This is a genomic window from Spongiactinospora gelatinilytica, from assembly GCF_003236385.1.
In the GTDB taxonomy this organism is placed as follows: Bacteria; Actinomycetota; Actinomycetes; order Streptosporangiales; family Streptosporangiaceae; genus Spongiactinospora; species Spongiactinospora gelatinilytica.
The window spans coordinates 1-17048 of record NZ_POUA01000144.1 but is presented as its reverse complement, the minus strand read 5'-3'; the positions used below and the strand labels follow the sequence as shown (position 1 = coordinate 17048).

Annotated in this window: 15 protein-coding genes; 9 read left to right on the top strand and 6 right to left on the bottom strand. The window is 70.9% G+C overall.

Features of this window, described 5'->3' with window-relative positions:
• From C1I98_RS41515 to C1I98_RS19075, 3 genes are all read right to left on the bottom strand, one after another.
• A partial coding sequence (locus C1I98_RS41515; RefSeq protein ID WP_158558093.1) for an alpha/beta fold hydrolase occupies positions 1 to 790 on the bottom strand: 790 nt, incomplete at its 3' end.
• Positions 791 to 1019: 229 nt separating this feature from the next.
• Positions 1020 to 1604, bottom strand: a complete 585-nt coding sequence (locus tag C1I98_RS19080) for an SDR family oxidoreductase (RefSeq protein WP_233507993.1) — start codon at positions 1602 to 1604, stop codon at positions 1020 to 1022.
• Between the two features lie 106 nt (positions 1605 to 1710).
• Complete coding sequence (locus C1I98_RS19075) at positions 1711 to 2472, bottom strand: IclR family transcriptional regulator (RefSeq protein WP_111168804.1); 762 nt, start codon at positions 2470 to 2472, stop codon at positions 1711 to 1713.
• Positions 2473 to 2749: 277 nt separating this feature from the next.
• On the opposite strand from C1I98_RS19075, the gene C1I98_RS19070 reads away from it, so the two are divergent.
• From C1I98_RS19070 to C1I98_RS19035, 8 genes are read left to right on the top strand one after another with little or no spacing between them, the layout of a single operon-like run.
• Positions 2750 to 3928, top strand: a complete 1179-nt coding sequence (locus C1I98_RS19070) for an ABC transporter ATP-binding protein (RefSeq protein ID WP_199537045.1) — start codon at positions 2750 to 2752, stop codon at positions 3926 to 3928.
• A 53-nt stretch (positions 3929 to 3981) separates the two neighbouring features.
• Positions 3982 to 5091, top strand: a complete 1110-nt coding sequence (locus C1I98_RS19065; protein WP_111168803.1) for an ABC transporter substrate-binding protein — start codon at positions 3982 to 3984, stop codon at positions 5089 to 5091.
• Between the two features lie 44 nt (positions 5092 to 5135).
• Positions 5136 to 6929: an ABC transporter permease subunit gene (locus C1I98_RS19060; RefSeq protein ID WP_111168802.1), complete on the top strand. Its 1794-nt coding sequence runs from the start codon at positions 5136 to 5138 to the stop codon at positions 6927 to 6929.
• The gene (locus tag C1I98_RS19055; RefSeq protein ID WP_111168801.1) at positions 6926 to 7945 is read left to right on the top strand and encodes an arginase family protein; all 1020 of its coding nucleotides are present in this window, start codon (positions 6926 to 6928) and stop codon (positions 7943 to 7945) included. Before C1I98_RS19060 ends, C1I98_RS19055 begins: the two co-directional genes overlap by 4 nt.
• Positions 7942 to 9009, top strand: a complete 1068-nt coding sequence (locus C1I98_RS19050; protein ID WP_146607514.1) for an alcohol dehydrogenase catalytic domain-containing protein — start codon at positions 7942 to 7944, stop codon at positions 9007 to 9009. Before C1I98_RS19055 ends, C1I98_RS19050 begins: the two co-directional genes overlap by 4 nt.
• Before the next feature lie 15 nt (positions 9010 to 9024).
• Positions 9025 to 9903 carry a sugar phosphate isomerase/epimerase family protein gene (locus tag C1I98_RS19045; RefSeq protein ID WP_111168799.1) on the top strand — a complete coding sequence of 293 codons (879 nt, stop codon included), beginning with the start codon at positions 9025 to 9027 and terminating at the stop codon, positions 9901 to 9903.
• Positions 9900 to 10922: a Gfo/Idh/MocA family protein gene (locus tag C1I98_RS19040; protein ID WP_111168798.1), complete on the top strand. Its 1023-nt coding sequence runs from the start codon at positions 9900 to 9902 to the stop codon at positions 10920 to 10922. Before C1I98_RS19045 ends, C1I98_RS19040 begins: the two co-directional genes overlap by 4 nt.
• Before the next feature lie 37 nt (positions 10923 to 10959).
• Positions 10960 to 11838: a beta-keto acid cleavage family enzyme gene (locus C1I98_RS19035; RefSeq protein WP_111168797.1), complete on the top strand. Its 879-nt coding sequence runs from the start codon at positions 10960 to 10962 to the stop codon at positions 11836 to 11838.
• A gap of 4 nt (positions 11839 to 11842) precedes the next feature.
• On the opposite strand, the gene C1I98_RS19030 is transcribed toward C1I98_RS19035, so the two are convergent.
• The gene (locus C1I98_RS19030; RefSeq protein ID WP_111168796.1) at positions 11843 to 12823 is read right to left on the bottom strand and encodes a DNA polymerase ligase N-terminal domain-containing protein; all 981 of its coding nucleotides are present in this window, start codon (positions 12821 to 12823) and stop codon (positions 11843 to 11845) included.
• Positions 12824 to 12936: 113 nt separating this feature from the next.
• Here C1I98_RS19030 and C1I98_RS19025 point away from each other — a divergent pair, with 113 nt between their 5' ends.
• A complete protein-coding gene (locus tag C1I98_RS19025; protein WP_158558092.1) occupies positions 12937 to 14526 on the top strand; it encodes an FAD-dependent monooxygenase in 1590 nt (529 codons plus the stop codon).
• 40 nt (positions 14527 to 14566) lie between these two features.
• Here the strand turns inward: C1I98_RS19025 and C1I98_RS19020 are convergent, their stop codons facing one another.
• Both C1I98_RS19020 and C1I98_RS19015 read right to left on the bottom strand, forming a co-directional pair.
• The gene (locus C1I98_RS19020; protein WP_111168794.1) at positions 14567 to 15895 is read right to left on the bottom strand and encodes a hypothetical protein; all 1329 of its coding nucleotides are present in this window, start codon (positions 15893 to 15895) and stop codon (positions 14567 to 14569) included.
• 93 nt (positions 15896 to 15988) lie between these two features.
• On the bottom strand, positions 15989 to 17048 hold a 1060-nt coding region (locus C1I98_RS19015), incomplete at its 5' end, for an FAD-dependent oxidoreductase (protein ID WP_111168793.1).

The window sequence follows — 17048 nt, the reverse complement described above, 5'->3', positions numbered from 1 at the left end:
ACCCCCGCAGTTCCTCCTGGAACCTCGGCACGCTCGCCACCCCATTGGCGCAGACCAGGCTCGTCCAGTCGGGAGCCCGCCGCGCCGCGTACTGAAGCCCCAGCATGGCCCCCCACGAATGCCCGTAGACGTGCGGCCGGCGCAGGCCGAGACCCGTGATGACCGCGCCGAGTTCGTCCAGGAAGCGGTCCACCGTCAGCAGCGACACATCATCGACAGGGTCGGAGCGTCCCACCCCGAGCTGGTCGTACCAGATGACCTCACGCTCACCGGCCAGCGGCTCGAACGCCTCGAACAACAGGTCGCTCGGGTAGCCGGGCCCGCCATGGACGAGCAGCAGCGGCACGCCACCACCGCCCATCCTGCGATACCAGACCTTCCCGCCCGGCACCGCGATCTCGCCCTCCACCTTGCCTGAGCGCCCCATATCGCTCCGCGGCACCGCGTGGGAGTACTCCTCGATCCGGTCGATGAGGCCGCCATCGAATCGGAAGTACATCGTGGCGTGGACTTCATTTCGCGCCCCGTCCGCCGTGGACACCTGGAGCACCTGCTGCTGAAGCACCTCATCCGAATCACAGAATTGCCGTACGACCTGATAGCGCAGCGATTCGACACTGCCCACAAGCGGCCTGAGCTGTTCCAGCTTTTCGTCTATCGACCGCTCCCCGCTGCCGTCATTGTGCCAGACGGTGGCCGTTTCGGTGCACATCTCCCGCATGCCGGAGAAATCATAGGACTCCAACTTCCGCAGGCACCGAACGGCCTTCTCGCCGATATTCTCGGCCACGCCGATCACCCCTCAAATGGTCGTTTCCTCGCCAGCGAGCATAAGGGGATAAAAGGCCAGAAGATAAGCCTTGACTTACTCCCGGCCCTCAGGCGGCACCCAACACCTACCTGGGCTCCCTCGAACACTCAGCGGCGCAGACCTCGCAGACCCACTCAGACCGAAAGCGACAGGCCGGGCGAAGCCCGGCCTGTCGAAAAGAACGATGGTGGGGTCGGCTCGGAAGATGTCATCGGGGAGCCGGGCGGGCCGCGTTGAGCAGTACGGCCGGTGTGTCCGTCAGGGGTGGGGTCGTCACGGGCCCGGTGACCGTGTAGGTCGCGCCGACGTGGTCGTCCGTGAGCAGCGCGGACACCGCGATCTCGGCGGCGTCGGCCTCGTGTACGACCACGCTCGCGCTGCCGGGGTAGGGCGCGCACACCTCGCCCGCCGTGCGGATCTCATCGGCCCAGCCCAGGGCCCAGGTGGCGAGCAGGCCGGGCCGTACGTGGGTCCATTCCACACCGGTGGCCTCCACCGAGCGCTCGACGCCGCGGTGCCAGCCGCGTTCGTCGGCCAGGTGCCGCTCCAGCGCGGACGTGGGCGTGCCGCCCTCGGCGAACCCGGCCGCCACCGCGGAGTCCACGACGAACCTGCGCGTCCCGGCCTCGACCGCCCGCTCCGCGAACCCGCTCTGCGGACCGGCGAACGGGAAGAGGTGGACCCGCTCCACGCCGTCGAGCGCGGCGGCCCAGGTCTCGGGCCGTTCGAAACCGCGGCCGGGGTCGCCGCACATGGAGATTTTTCCGCCCAGGTCAGCGGGCCTGCCCGTCAACCCGGAATGTTGGCCACGCAGGTGTGGGCGTGGTGGACGTTCCGCCGCCGCGTGTCGGCCGACGACCCGGACCCGCTCGGCGTTCAGTACACCACGGCAGAACGAATCAGAACGTCTGCGTGAGTTCCCTGGCCACGAGGGCGCCCAGCTCGACAAGACGGTCGGGGGGCATGCGGGAGGTCGGGCCGGACAGGGCGATCGAACCGATGCACCTGCCATTGTGATTCAGGGGGGCCGCGACGCAGGACGCGCCGACCAGCGTCTCGTCGATGTCGAGGGCGAAACCGGCGCTACGCGCCTCTTCGACCCGCCGCCGCAACTCCAGCGGCCCTTTGGCGGCCCGATCGGTGCCGCCGGAGTAGTCGAGCGTGCCGAGCACCTCGTCCAGGGTCTTGCCGTCCATCGTCAACAGGTAGGCCCGGCCCACCGCCGAGCAGTGGATGGGCCGCACGGTGCCGATCCGTTCGCGCAGCGTCAGGACCTCCGACGAGGGCTGGTAGTGGACGTAGACCATGCTGCCGTTGGCCGGGGCGGCGAAGAGCGACGCCTCGCCGGTCTCGCCGGTCAGCCGCTTGAGCAGGGGCCCGATCTTCTCCATCAGTTGCTCGTGCGCGGGGTGGTTGACGATCAGCCCGTAGAACCGTTCCGGGCGGATGGTGAACTCCTTGGTGGCGTCGTCGCGGGCGACGTAGCCGGCGTCCACGAGATCGCCGAGAATCCGCAGCGCGCTGCTGCGGTTGACGTTGACCAACCGACCCACCTCGGCCGCCGTCGCCGACCTCGTGGCCAGTTGTTCGAGAACCATGAGGCCACGCCTGATGTGCGACATGTTGCCGAGGTCGTCGTCCGTTGATCGCTTGTCTGGCATAGAGATGATTCTCCCCTTACCAAGATCCTGGACTGACCGTCTTCGCGGAATATTCTCAACGCGCCACAGCACACTTCAGCAACTGAGCGGCGTTGTGCTCCCCGCAACATAGCACGCCGTCGAGCGAGCAGGAAGCGGTCGGACCTTTACCCGAATCCCCCACGACCACAGAGCTTGTGGCACTACATTGCCAAGCACCCTCTTGACACGCCTACCTGGGCTGCCTATGTTCAGCCAAACGCGTTGCAATGATTGCAACTTAGCCGAGGAGTTGAGGATGTCCGAGGTGTCGGAGGGCGTCCAAGCCATGGACCGTGCCATGGACCGTGCCATGGACGGGGCCGCGACGGGCGGTGAGGTTGAGCTGGACGGCCTGACGAAGAAGTACGGAACGGTCGAGGCGGTGCGGGGCATCTCGCTGAACATCCGCCGCGGTGAGTTCTTGGCGATCCTTGGGCCCTCCGGCGCGGGAAAGACGACGTTGCTCAACATGCTCACCGGCTTCGAGAAGCCCACGAGCGGTGCGATCCGGATCAACGGCCGGGACGTCGCGCGCCTGGCACCGCACAAGCGCGGCATCGGCGTCGTGTTCCAGCACTACGCGCTATTCAAACACATGACGGTTGCTCAGAACGTGGGGTTTCCGCTGCGTATGCGTGGTATGTCCATGCGGGAGCAGCGAAGCCACATCCAGCACGCCCTGGAACTGGTCAAGCTGGAGGGATTCGCCGCCCGGTTCCCCGACCGGCTCTCCGGTGGCCAGCAGCAGCGGGTGGCGCTGGCCCGGGCCATCGTGTTCCGGCCCGCCCTGCTCCTCATGGACGAACCGCTCGGCGCGCTCGACAAGCGGCTGCGCGAGCACATGCGGGTGGAGATCAAACGCCTCCAGCGCAACCTCGGCGCGACCGTCATCTACGTGACCCATGACCAGAACGAGGCGCTGACCATGGCCGACCGGGTCGCGGTGATGAACGACGGCGTCGTCGAACAGCTCGGCACCCCCGACGACCTGTACGAGCGGCCGGCCAGCGCCTTCGTCGCCGACTTCGTCGGTGAGACCAACTTCTTCACCGGCCGCGCCGTGCTGGACGCCGACGGCCGCATCCGCGTCGTGCTCGACGGCGACCGCCCGGAGCACCGCAGGGAAGTGGAGAACGCCGCGTCGCTGCGGCCCGGTTCCGGTGTCGAGGTCGGGGTGCGTCCGGAGGAGGTCTCGCTGCTGCCCCCGGAACACGCGGAGCACGACCAAGCCCCGGCCGTACTCGGCACCGTGAGCGACGTCCTGTACGAGGGCGCGACAGCCCTGCACGTCGTCGAGACGCCGATCGGCGACCTGAGCGCACGCCTTTCGCTCAAGAACCTCCGGGAGACCCGGTGGGCCGTGGGCGACCGGGTCGCCGTCCACTGGGACGCCCGGGCCGCGCGGGGCTACCCCGCGGCGGACCGGGCCTCGTGACAGGCCGCCGGCCAATCCCCTTCAGAGATCTGCACGACAGAAAGGTTCGGCTGATGAAGTTGTCTCGCAAGACCGCGCTGGGGGCGGTGGTGGCGGTCAGCACGCTGCTCACGACGGTCGCCTGTGGAGGCGGCGCCGACTCCGGGAAGACCTCTGCCGCCGGTAGGGTCATCGTCCCCGACCCCGGCGGTGACCTGGGCAAGGCGATGAAGAAGGCGTTCTTCGACCCGTTCGAGAAGGCGACCGGGATCGACGTCGTGCTGGCCTCCGGCGAGTTCGACGCCGCCGTGGTGCTCACCGGCGTCAAGGCCGGCGCCCCGGCCTTCGACCTGGTGAACATCAACGGCGCGGTGCTCCAGCGGTTCCGCGACGGCAAGGCGCTGGAGCCGATCGACTACAAGGTCTGGAAGGACGGCGTCCGCGACAAGATCGCCCCGGTCAAGGCCGCCGACGACGCGGTGCCCGCGTACTTCATCTCCGTCGTCCCGGCCTGGAGCACCGACAAGCTGGGCGGCCAGAAGCTGACCTCCTGGGCGGACTTCTGGAACGTTCAAAAGTTCCCCGGCAAGCGGACCCTCGCCCCAGGCTCGTGGGGGGCGGGCAGCGCGACGTTCGAGATCGCCGCGCTGGCCGACGGCGTGGCGCCGGACGACCTCTACCCGATCGACTACGACCGGGTGTTCAAGAGCCTGGACCGGCTCAAGCCGAACCTGGTGAAGTTCTGGGAGACCGGGGCCGAGCCCATCCAACTGCTCACCGGCGGTCAGGCGACGGTCGCCAGCGCCTGGAACGGCCGGGTCGCCGGGGCCGAGGACAAGGGCGCGCCGGTGGCCGGCACCTGGAACGGGGCGATCCTCCAGTACGACAACTGGGCCGTGCTCAAGGGCGCCGAGAACGCCGCGAACGCGCAGAAGCTGCTGGCCTTCATGATGGAGCCGGGCCCGCAGGCCGAGTTCGCCAACGCGATCACCTATTCCCCGGCCAACTCGGCGGCCTTCGACACGCTCTCCGCCGACCGCGCGGCCCTGCTGCCGACGTCGCCGAAGAACATCGCGTCCGCCGTGACCCAGGACTACGCGTGGTGGACCGCCACCGCCCCCGGGTCGGACAAGAGCAACGAGGAAGTCGCCATCGAGCGCTGGCAGGCGTGGGTCTCCAAGTAGCCCCGTGACCACCTGCGACAAGACGACCTCGATCTAGGAGATCCATGTCGGTCGACAGCTCCCCGGTGCAGGTCACCGGTGGTCTGGCCACCCGCTCGCGGGGCCGGCCGGACCGCCGGTGGCTCACCCTCGTGCCGCTCCTCGCGGTCTTGATCCTGCTGTTCGTCGTCCCGCTGGGCACGCTGCTGGCCGACAGTTTCGGCGGCGGGCAGGGGTTCACCCTGGACAACTACCGCGAGCAGGTGACCTCGCCGGTCTTCTGGCGCGCGATCCGCCGCACCCTGGTCATCGCCGCGCTGTCCACCGTGATATGCGTGGTGCTCGGGTACTGCATGGCCTACGCGCTCACCCGCATGCCGAAACGGCTGCGCGGCGTGCTGCTGGTCGTGGTGCTCGTGCCGTACTTCACCAGCATCCTGATCCGCTCCTACGCGTGGATCGCGATCCTCGCGCCGAACGGGCTGGTCGCGGGCACGCTCAAGCTGCTCGGCGTCGATTCGCCCCCCGAGCTGGTGTTCAACCAGACCGGCATGCTGATCGGCACGGTGCAGATCCTGCTGCCGCTGGCCCTGCTGCCGATCTACAGCGTGATGAGCGGCATCGACCGCGCCCCGGTGCGCGCCGCGCAGAGCCTCGGGGCCGCGCCCGCCGTCGCGCACTGGCATGTGTACCGGCCCGCCACCTCGTCGGCCGTGCTGGCCGCCGCCGCCCTGGTCTTCATCAGCACCCTGGGCTTCTACGTGACGCCCGCGCTGCTCGGCGGGCCCGGTGACACGCTCATCGCGCAGTCCATCCTGGTGCGGTTCTCCAACCTCGTCGATCCCGCCGGGGCCGCGGCGCAGGCCGCGTTGCTGCTGCTGATCGTGCTGTCGCTGTTCACCGTGCTGTTCCGCTACCTCGCGCCCTCGCTCGCCGTCGAGCCGTCCGGCGACGCGCGCCCCGCCCGCCGGGCCGACCGTGGCGAACGGTTCGACGCGCTGCGCGCCCTGCGGGCCCGGGTCCTCGACACCGGCCTCGGCCTCGCCGGACGGCTGCGCCTGCCGATCCTCGTGGGAAGCTGGGTCGCCGGGGCGGCGCTGCTCGTCACGCCGCTGGTGGTCGTGGCGATCTGGTCCTTCAGCGACGCGACGTACCTGACGTTCCCGCCGGAGGAGTACTCCACCCGGTGGTTCGCCGACTACTTCGCCGACACGGCGTGGCTCGACTCCACGTTCCTCAGCCTGGCCGTCGCCTCCGCGTCCGCCGCGATCGGCGTCGTCATCGGCGGCCTCGGGGCCTTCGGCCTGGTACGTGGCCCGCGGCGGGCCCGGCCGCCGATCGCGATCCTGGTCGCGATGCCGATGATCATGCCACCGATGATCTACAGCCTGGGCTTCTTCCTGCTGGTGGCGCCACAGGGCCTGGTCGGCACGCCGCTGGGCCTGATCCTGCCGTACGTGGTCCTGGGCCTGCCCTTCGCGGTGTCCATCACCGCGGCGGCGCTGCGCAACCTCGACGTCCGGCTGGAGAACGCCGCGCGCAGCCTGGGCGCGGGGCCGATGTCGGTGCTGCGGCACGTACTGCTGCCCGCGCTGCGTCCGGCGCTGGTCAGCGGCTTCGTGTTCGCCTTCCTCGCCGCGTTCGACGACGTCGTCGTGGCCACCTTCATGTCCGGGCCGACCGCGGTGACGCTGCCGCTGCGGATGTTCCAGGACATCAAACTCGAAGTGAGCCCGAGGACAGCCGTCGTCGCCGTCGTCCTGCTCGGCGCGGGAGCGGCCGCAGTACTCCTCCGGTTCGTCATGGCTTGGCTCGTGCGCACCATCCGTGTGGCACTGAGCCGATTGGGGGACTCATGACCAGCAGCTCGGCCCCGGTCTTCGCCGAGATGACCGAACCCTACGTCGAACACCAGGAGTTCCCCGACCTCGTCTACCCGACGTCGGTCACGGCCACGCTGGCGGCGTTCCGGCGGGCGTTCCCGGAGGCGGCGCGGCTCGTCCCCGAGCCGGACGACGGCACGGCGGCGCTCAGCGTACACGCCCCGGGCTATGTCGAGTTCGTCAAGGAGGGCGCACGGCGGCCGGAGGGCGCCACGAAGTTCCCGCTGAACGTCGTCGCGCTGCCCGAACTGCGGGTGTCGAAGCCGCGCACCTTCGAGGGCCGGCACATCCAGTACTTCTTCGACGAGGTCACCCGGGCCACGCCCGCGGTGTGCCAGGGCGCGCTGCACAGCGCGGCGGCCTCCCACCAGGGGGCCCGCTGGCTGGCCGCGCGCGGCGAGGGACCGGCGATGGTGCTGGTGCCGTGCCGTCCCCCGGGCCACCACGCGCTGCCCGCCATCGGCGGCGGCCTGTGCCTGTTCGCCAACGCCGCCATCGCCGCGCGCGAACTCTCGCGCGATGGCCGGGTCGCCGTGCTCGACATCGACCAGGACCACGGCAACGGCACCCAGGCCGCGTTCTACGACGACCCCTCGGTCCTGACGGTCTCGATCCACGCCGAGGGCTGGCCGCACGTCGCCGGGTTCGCCGAGGAGACCGGCGGCCCCGGCGCGCCGGACGCCAACCTGAACCTCCCGCTGCCGGTCGGCTCCGGCTTCGCCGCCTACGAGGCGGCCCTGGCGACCGCCCTTGCGGCGATCGGCCGCTTCGCCCCGAAGTACCTGGTCTTGGCCCTGGGCTACGACGCCCACCGGGAGCAGGGGTTCGGCCTGCTCCGCCTGGAGTCGGACGACTTCGCCGTCCTCGCCGACCGCATCGCCGGGCTGCGCCTGCCGACACTCGTGACCACCGAGGGCTGCTACGGGTACTACGACTCGACCGCCGTGGCGGCGACCCGGTTCTTCGACGCGTGGGCGGAGCGGTGGCGATGAACACCCGCATGCGGGCCGCGCTGCTGACCGGGATCGGCCGCCCGCTGGAGATCCGCGAGGTGCCCGTCCCCCGGATCGGTCCTGACGAGGTGCTGATCCGCACGCTGTCCAGCGGCGTGTGCCGGACGGACCTGCACGTCCAGGACGGCCTCGCCTACGTCCCGCGACTGCCGCACATCATGGGCCACGAACCCGCGGGCGTCGTGGTCGAACGCGGCGCGGCGGTGTCCGACTTCGAGGTCGGCCAGGTCGTCGTGCCGCACCTGTTCGTCGCGGACCGGGACTGCCGGTTCACCCGGGCGGGCGCCCACGCGCAGGCCCTGCACCTGCGCGGCATCATCGGCGTGACGCTGCCCGGGGGCTTCGCCGAGTACTTCACCGCCCCGGCCGGCAACCTGCTGAAGGTCCCCGAAGGGCTGGACCCCAGGATCGCCGGGCTGTCGAGCTGCGCGGTCGTCACCGCCCTGCACGCCTACCGCCGCGGCACGGTGACGCCGGCGGAGACGGCGGTGGTGATCGGCGCGGGCGGCATCGGGCAGATCGTCCTCCAGATCCTGGCCGACGCCGGTATCGCGGCGGCGGCGATCGATGCGCGGGAGGACAACCTGGCGGCGGCGGCCCGCAACGGGGCCGGTCACACCGCCCTGGCCTCGGCACCGGACCGCGTGGCACGGATTCGCGCCTGGGCCGGCGACGACGGCGCTGATCTGGTGATCGACCTGGTGGGGTCGTCGGCGTCGATGGCCGACGCGGCGCAGTACGTGCGCCGCCGGGGCCGGATCGTGGTGGTCGGCGAGGAACCCGACTTCCCCGGCATCAGTTCGACCACCATCGCCCAGCGCGAGCTGGAGATCGTCGGTTCGCGCAACGGCGACCGCCGCGACCAGCAGGACGCGCTGCGGCTGCTCGCCGAGGGCGTCATCACCCCGCCGCTGGACGAGGAGTACCCGCTGGAGCGCTCCAACGAGGCGCTCGCCCGCCTGCGCGGCGGCCAGGCCCGCGGCCGGGTCGTGATCACGCACGAGGCACTGCGCGACCAGAACCGCACAAAGCACGGCAACTGATCAACGAGGAGCGAGATGAAGATCGCGACCGATACGTGGATGCTGCGTCCACACCCCATCGACACGGTGTTCTCGACCGTGCGCGAGGCCGGTTTCGACCACCTGGAGCTGTCCCCCCGGCCGGACGTGATGCCGAGCTACGGCGGCAGGCGGGCGTCCAAGGCCAAGATCGCCGAGATCGCCACGGCGTCGAAGACGCACGGCGTCGAGATCGCGTCCATCTTCATCGAGCAGGCGTGGGGCAGCTCGGAGGAGGACATCCGGCGGGCGGCGGTCGGCTACTGGCAGCAGACCGTGCAACTGGCCGTCGATCTCGGCTGCGACCGGATCAACTCCGAGTTCACCGGGCACCCGGCCGCCCCGCAGGCCGGTGAGGCCGCGACGCGCCGCTCCCTTGAGGAGGTGCTGCCGCTGGTGGAGTCGGAGGGCATCACGATCGCGCTCGAACCGCATCCGGGCGACTGGGTGGAGTCCGGCGTCGCGGCGGTCGATTTCATCCGCGGGTTGCAGAGCGACCACGTCACCTACCTGCACTGCGTGCCGCACACCTACTACCTCACCGGCGTGGAGGACGAGCGCGGGCACATCGAGGGCGTCAACCGCGACATCATCGCCTACGCGGGCGACACGATGGACCACGTCCACCTGGCGGACACGCTGCTGCCCGGCCGTACGTTCCTCAACCCGTCGAGTCCCGGCGTGCGCAACCACCAGCACCTCGACATCGGCCAGGGCGACATCGACTGGGACGAGGTGTTCACCGCGCTGCGCGATGCCGGGTTCGACGGCGTCGCCTCGGTGGCGGTCTTCCGGCACGAGTCGCGGGTCATGGACTCGCTCACCCACAACCGCGCCGTCATCCGCGAACGCCTCGAAGGGAGCGTGGCCAAGTGAGCGGCCCCATCAGGTTCGGCGTCGTCGGCCTCGGAGAGATCTACCAGCTCGCCCACCACCTGGCCTACCAGCGGGCGGACGGCCTCGCCGCCGTCGTCGTCTGCGACTTCGACGAGGCGGTCGCCGAGCGGACCGCCGCCTCGCTCGGCGCGGAGGCGACCGCCGACCACCGCCGGCTGCTGGAAGACGACCGGATCGACGCGGTGGACCTCGTACTCCCGCACAACGTCCACTACGAGATCGCCCGCGAGTTCCTGGAGGCGGGCAAGCACGTCCTGATCGAGAAGCCGATGACCGTGGACGCCGGGCACGCCGCCGAACTCGTCGCGCTCGCGGCCGGCAAGGGCCTCACGTTAACCGTCAACGAGAACACCCGGTTCGTCCCCGCCTACCAGGCGGCCCTTTCCGCCATCAACGCGGGCGAGATCGGCGAGGTGACCCTCGTCCGCACGCTGATCAGCGGCAACGAGTTCGAGCGGCTGGGCGACCCGAAGCTGTGGAAGGGACGCCGGGACGGCTCCGGCGGCGGCACCATCATCGACGCCGGCGCGCACTCCTTCTACCTGCTGAAGTGGATGTTCGGCGAGATCGCGTCGCTGCGGGCGCTGTCCGAGCGCCTGGTCGGGGCCAGCCAGGTCGAGGACTGGTCGGTGGTGTGCGGCCGGATGCGCTCGGGCGCGCTGTTCTCCGTCGAGTCCACGTTCACCTCCGGCGGGCCGTGGAACGAGCGCCTTGAGGTACACGGCACCAAGGGCCTGATCGTCGTGGACCAGCACCAGAACCCGCCGGCGATGATCTTCCACGGCAAGCGCGACCACGCCGGATCGCCGCTGCCCGGCACCGCCTACGCGCCGAGCACCTGGAAATACGAGTCGATCGCGGCGGGGATCGAGAGCTTCGCCCACTCGATCGCGAACGGCGAGCCGACCGCCGTCGCGGCGGAGGACGGCGCGTACGCGGTGCGCGTCATCGAGCGCGCCTACGAGTCGGTGGCCACGGGCCTGCCCGTGCCGCTCTGAACCTGCCCCCCACCAATACCCACACAAAGGAGATTTCATGGACCCGCTCGTCATCACCGTCACGGTGGACAGCACGATGTCCTATCCCGGCTACCAGGGCATGCCGCCGATCGAGGACACCGGCAAGGTCGGCCAGGAGTACATCGACTCGGTGAACGCGGGTGCGACGTTGTGCCACCACCACGGTGTGCACTATCTGGAGGACGCCATCCAGGCGGACGGCAAGAAGCTGTCCAAGATCGACTTTGCCGGCTGGAAGGACCTCACCGACAAGATCCGGACGGTCGGCACCGACCCGATCATCCAGTTCGGCATCGCCAGCGCCCGCCTTCCGGAGAAGGTGGAGCTGATGTCCCTGAACCCGGACATGATGTCGTACGCCTTCAACGTGCACGACGAGTACTTCCAGCCGGACCCGGCCTACCCGGCCAACGAGATGTACTCCCTGCACCCGCGTGACGAGCTGGTCGAGTTCGTCACCGCGGCCGAGGCGAACGGCGTCAAGCCGGAGATCGAGTGCTTCTACACCGGCGCGTTCTGGAACCTTGAGTACGTCCGGCGGCAGGGCCTGCTGAAGGAGAAGGTCTGGGCCACGCTGTTCTTCGGCTGGCAGGGCGGCGCGTGGACCCCGCCGACCCCGGACGCGCTCATGTACATGGTCAAGCACCTCCCGCCGGACACCAACTGGAACATCAGCGTGATGGACCCGGTCGCGCAGTGGCAGTTGCTGCCGCTGGCCATCGCGATGGGCGGGCACGTGCGCGTCGGCTGGGAGGACAACCCCTACCTGCCCGGCGGCGAGCCCTCGCGCAGCAACGCCGAGCTGGTGGAGAACGTGGTCAAGATGGCCGAGCAGATCGGCCGCCCGATCGCGAACGTCGAGGAGGCCCGGCGCATCGTCGGGGTGAGCCGCTGACGTTTCAGCTCGGGACGTACACCCAGGCGGCCGACTCCGCGCCCGGCTCGTAGGGCGAGTCCAGCCGTTTGGCGACGACGCCGGGCAGGCCCTGCTCGCGGGCGGCCCGCCGTACGTCCTGGGGGCCGCTGCGCCAGACCGGCGCGGTCTGCCAGCGCGGGCCGTTCACCGCAAGGGCCTCCAGCGCGCCACGGCGGCGCGACCACGGCTCGGCCAGCAGTGACCGGCCGTCGTCGTAGACGAGGTCGTAGCAGACGTACAGTTCGCCGCCCTGGAGGGTGACGATCTCGCCGTCGAGCACCACCGCGCGGCTGCCCAGCTCGCCGCCGAGCGACCGCAGCCAGCGGTGGCCTGCGGTGATGTCGTCCGCGCCGGACCGCAGGGTGAGCCGCCCGCCCGACACGTACGCGAAGGCCCGCCGCCCCGGCCAGGCGAACTCGTACGCGTAGGCCCCCTGGTCGCGGGGCGGCCTGGTCCGCGTGACCGGGCGCATCGCGGCCAGCGGCGACGGCGGCGGCTCCCAGCCGGCGGCGGGCGGGTCCATCCGGTGGATCATCCAGTTGCGGCCTTTGGTGTGGAAAAGCACATACCGCCCGTGGACCCGCTCCCCGGAGAGCACGACCTTGACCTCACGGTCGGTCCACTTCTCGGTGATGTACGTGCCGTGGTCCCAGATCGTCATGGTCCCGCCGCCGTACTCCCCCTGCGGTATCTCTCCCTCGAACGACGCGTACTCCATCGGGTGGTCCTCGGTGTGGACGGCCAGGTGATTGGTCCGGGGGTCGGCCGGCAGGCCCTTGGGGACGGCCCAGGAGACCAGCACGCCATCTCGTTCCAGCCGCAGGTCCCAGTGCAGCGCGCGGGCGTGGTGCTCCTGGACCACGAACGTGTCGTCCCCGCCGCCCTCCGGCACCAGTTCCGGCACCGGCTCCGGCGTGCGCCGGGGGTCGCGCCTGCCGCGGTACCTGCCGAGTTTGTCCGCCACATCCCTCTCCGTACCCGAGAACCCGGAGAAAGTCTTTTCGGTTCGTTGATCCGGCGATGCAGCTAGAAATGGTTAGCTCGATTGAGCCCTCCGCTGACGCAAGGGGGTGGCCCATGTCCGTGCCGACGACCCCGGTGCTGGTCGTGGGCGGCAGCCTGAGCGGCCTGTGCACCGCGCTGTTCCTGAGCCGCCACGGGGTGGACGTCACGCTGGTCGAACGCCATCCCGGCACCTCGATCCACCCGCGCACCCCCGGCTACAACGCCAGGACGCTGGAGCTGTTCCGGGCCGCCGGGGTGGAGGACGCCGTGCGCGCGGCCGGCCCGTGGGCGCTGGACGGCACCGGGCTGCTCTGGGCCGAGAGCCTGACCAGCCCGAACCACCGCTGGCTACAGCCGCCCAACGCGCGGGGCGCGCACGCCGACTACTCCGACGTGAGCCCGGCCAACGACGCGATCCTGTCCCAGGACGTGCTCGAACCGGTTCTCCGCGAGCACGCAGAGGCGCTGGGCGCGGATCTGCGGTTCGGTACCGAGCTGGTGGCGTTCGCCAACGAACCCGATGGCGTGACCGCCGTGCTGGCCGACCGCGCGACCGGGGCGCGTACCGAGATCGAGGCCGGGCACCTGGTGGCCGCCGACGGGGCGGACAGCCCGATCCGCCACCGGCTCAAGATCGACCGGCACGGTCCCGGCGTACTGGAGTACGTGGCCGCCATCATGGTCCGGGCCGACCTCGGCGACACGCTGCGCGGCAAGCGGTTCGTCATCGGCCAGGTGCGCAATCCCGGCTTTTCGGGGATGGTCCGGGTGGTCGGCGACCGGATCTCGCTGCACGTCCGGTACCGCCCGCAGGAGGGCGACGCCGCCGACCTGTTCCCCGCCGCGCGCTGCGTGGAGCTGGCCAGGGCCGCCACCGGCATCCCCGGCCTGGACGTCGAGGTGCTCGACGTCACGCCCTGGGAGACGACCGCGGCCGTGGCCGACCGGTTCTCCGACGGGCGAGTGTTCCTGGTGGGCGACGCCGCCCACGTCATGCCGCCGGCCGGGGCCTACGGCGGCAACACCGGCATCCACGACGCGGCGAACCTGGCCTGGAAGCTCGCGTACGTGAGCCGCGGCTGGGCCGGTCCCGCCCTCCTGGACACCTATGACACCGAACGGCGGCCGATCGCCGAGATCACCATGAACCAGGCGGTGGCCACCAGGACGGCGTGGTTCGGCCGGGCGAATCCCGCCGGCACGCCGGAGGCGGAACTGCTGGACGAGGTCAGCCTGCTGTTCGGCTACCGGTACCCGCGGCCGGGCACCGGCGGGCCGCTGGTGGAGGACCCCCGGCGGCCGGGCGGCGGCCCGGGGAGCCGCGTGCCGCACGTCTGGCTGGAGATCGACGGCGAACGGCTGTCCACCGTGGACCTGTGGGCCAGGGGGATGGTGCTGCTGGCCGGGTCCGAGGGCGGGGACTGGGTGCGGGCGGCCGACGCGGTCGCCAGGGACCGCGGCCTGCCGCTCACCGGCCACGTCATCGGCGGCGACGCGACCGACCTGGAGGGCCGCTGGCCGGAGATGTCCAGTACCTCCCCCGAGGGGGCGATGCTGGTCCGGCCGGACGGGTTCATCGCCTGGCGGACCGCCGACCGGGCGGGACCGGACGCACGTTCCGTGCTGGCCGGAGTGCTCGCCCGTACGCTGGGCGCCCAATGAAGAACGCCCCGGCGAACCGGGGCGTTCTCCACGAAAGGTGTCAGCCGACGGTCACGAAGACCTGGCCGAACGCCTCGGACAGCTTCTTCAGGTCGGCCGCGGGATCGACCTCGGGCGCGCCCGGGTTGTAGAGGGTGGCCAGCCGGGACCGGATCTCGTCCAGCTTGGTGAGCTGGTCCCAGCTCGCGCTGCCGGAGTGCCTTTCGCCCATGATCCGGTAGACCTGGCCCTGGTCGTCCTGCCAGCGGCTCCACAGGTTGACCGTCTCGGCCGCGCCGTCCATGATCGCCTGGCTGACCCGCTCGGCGATCACGCCGGTGGTCTGCTGCGCGGTGAGCTTGGAGGAGCCCGCCCCGGCGAACGACGCGTCCTCGGCCGCGATGTGCAGGTAGGTGTCCCACGCCCGGGCCCTGACCTGCACCCACTGGTTGCGCAGCGCCCGCTTGGCGTCGAGCTTGTAGGGGGCGTACTCGCCGCGCATCAGGCCGCTGTCCAGCGCGAGGTGGTCCACCGCGCCGGTGGTCAGGTACGACTCGACCTTGTCCGGCGTGAGCAGCGGGTACTTCTTCGCCATCGCCTGCTTGCAGGTCTCGTCGGCCCCGCAGCCCAGCTCGGGCACCAGCGTGTGGACGGCGAGCCTCTTGCCGGGCGCGGCGATCCGCAGCGCCGCCGACGTGGCCGTGACGAACTTCGTGATCTGGCCGGCGTCGGTGAACGTCTGGTTGTAGCCGAGCTGGGAGGTGAACCTGATGCCCTGCACGCCCGGCTGGGCGGCGAGCGCGCCGACCCGTTTGACGGCGGCGGCGAACTGCTCGGCCCCGGCCTTCCAGTCGTCGGCCAGCTCGGTGTCGATCCACGCCCGCAGCCCGGCGTCCTTGGCGGAGGTCACCGCTCGGCCCTCGGCGGTCTGTGCGGCGCTCTGGACGTCGGCCGCGCCGACCGCGAGCTTGCGGGCGTCCACCGGGGTGCCGTCGATGGAGCAGATCGAGCCCGGGGTGTCGCACTCCGGCTTGCCCTCGGGCTCCTTGTAGTCGTCGGGCGCGGGGTCGCCGTCACCGCGCGGTGTGCCGTCGCCCTCGCCGTCGTCGGGGCAGACCGCGCCCGGCTCGGAGCAGTCGGCGACGTTGGGCGGGTTCGGTTCGGCGTCTTTGAGGTTCTTGCCGTCGTCCTTCAGCCAGAAGTTGACGACGTCCAGGACGTCCTCGGGCGCGGTCATGTTGTCACAGACCATGTAGTCCGGTGCGCTGGGGCCGTACAGCTCCTTGCACAGGTTCGGGTCGCGCTCCGAATACGCCGCACTGGGCAGGCCCACGCCGATCAGCGTGACGGCCGCCCCCAGGGCGAGCGTCCTGCGGAGGTTCCATCGCATTTGTTTAGCTCCCCGGGGGGCTTCAGAACCGGCGCGGTCGCCGGAACGGAGATCGCCAGAAACCTTACCCATCCGTAACCCGACTAGCCAGACCTAAGAGTCAAGATCGCCCTTAACTCCGGATGACAGATCGGTGCTCCCGCTGGTCCGCAGGCCCCGGGTCGGCGCGCGTCCGTGCAGGCCGAAGCGGGTCTCCGGGGCGCGCTCGCCGTTCAGGACCGCCAGGACGTACGCGGCGAGCGCCGGGGCGTGCTTGAAGCCGTGCCCGGAATCCCCGCCCAGCACCCAGGTGCGCTCGGCGACCTCGGCGATGATCCACTCGGCGTCCGGGGTGAGCGCGTACTGGCACACCTGGCCGAGCAGCACGTTCGCCCCGGCCAGCGCGGGGAAGCGACGTTCCAGGTAGGCGCGGGCGGCCCGCTCGCCGCGCGCGGACACCCGCCGGTCGCCGTCCTCCGGCTCGTACGGCGGGCCCTCCTCGTCGGAGGTGACCTTCATTCCGGCCCCGCCGAGATCCCCGTGCCCGTACATCGAGCCGTCGTAGTCCATCCAGGCGGGCACCGGCGGTAGCGCCCATTCCGCGGGCGCCGCGAAGTGCAGGGTGTCCTGCCGGGTCACCGTGAGGTCCACGATCCGGGCGACCTCGGGGAACACCTCGGGCAGCCACGCGCCGACGGCCCACACCACCCGGTCGGCGCGGATCACCTCGCCGCCGACGCGGACCGCGGCCCCGCCGTACGGCTCGGCCCGCCCGCGTACCAGCCGCACGCCCGCGTCCTGCGCCAGCCCCGCCGTGACCTGGACGGCACGCCGTGCCCGCAGCACCCCCGCCCGCGGCTCCCACAGCGCGAACGCCAGGTCATCGCCCCGGAAGCCGGGGAACATCCGGGCGGCCCGCGCCGGCTCCCAGATCTCGTGCGGGATGTCCAGCCCGGCGAGGACGGCCGCGCTGCGCCGTTCCCAGCCGTCCGCCCGCCGGGCGAACCACACCACCCCCGACTCGGTGTAGAGCTCCTCACCCGCCCGGCGGGACAGCGCCCGCCAGCCGTCCCTGGCCCGCCAGGCCAGCTTCGCGTACCACTCGTCGTCACCGTGCGAACAGCGCAGCAGCCGGGTCTCCCCCGCACTGGCCTGACGAAGATGCCCAGGCTGG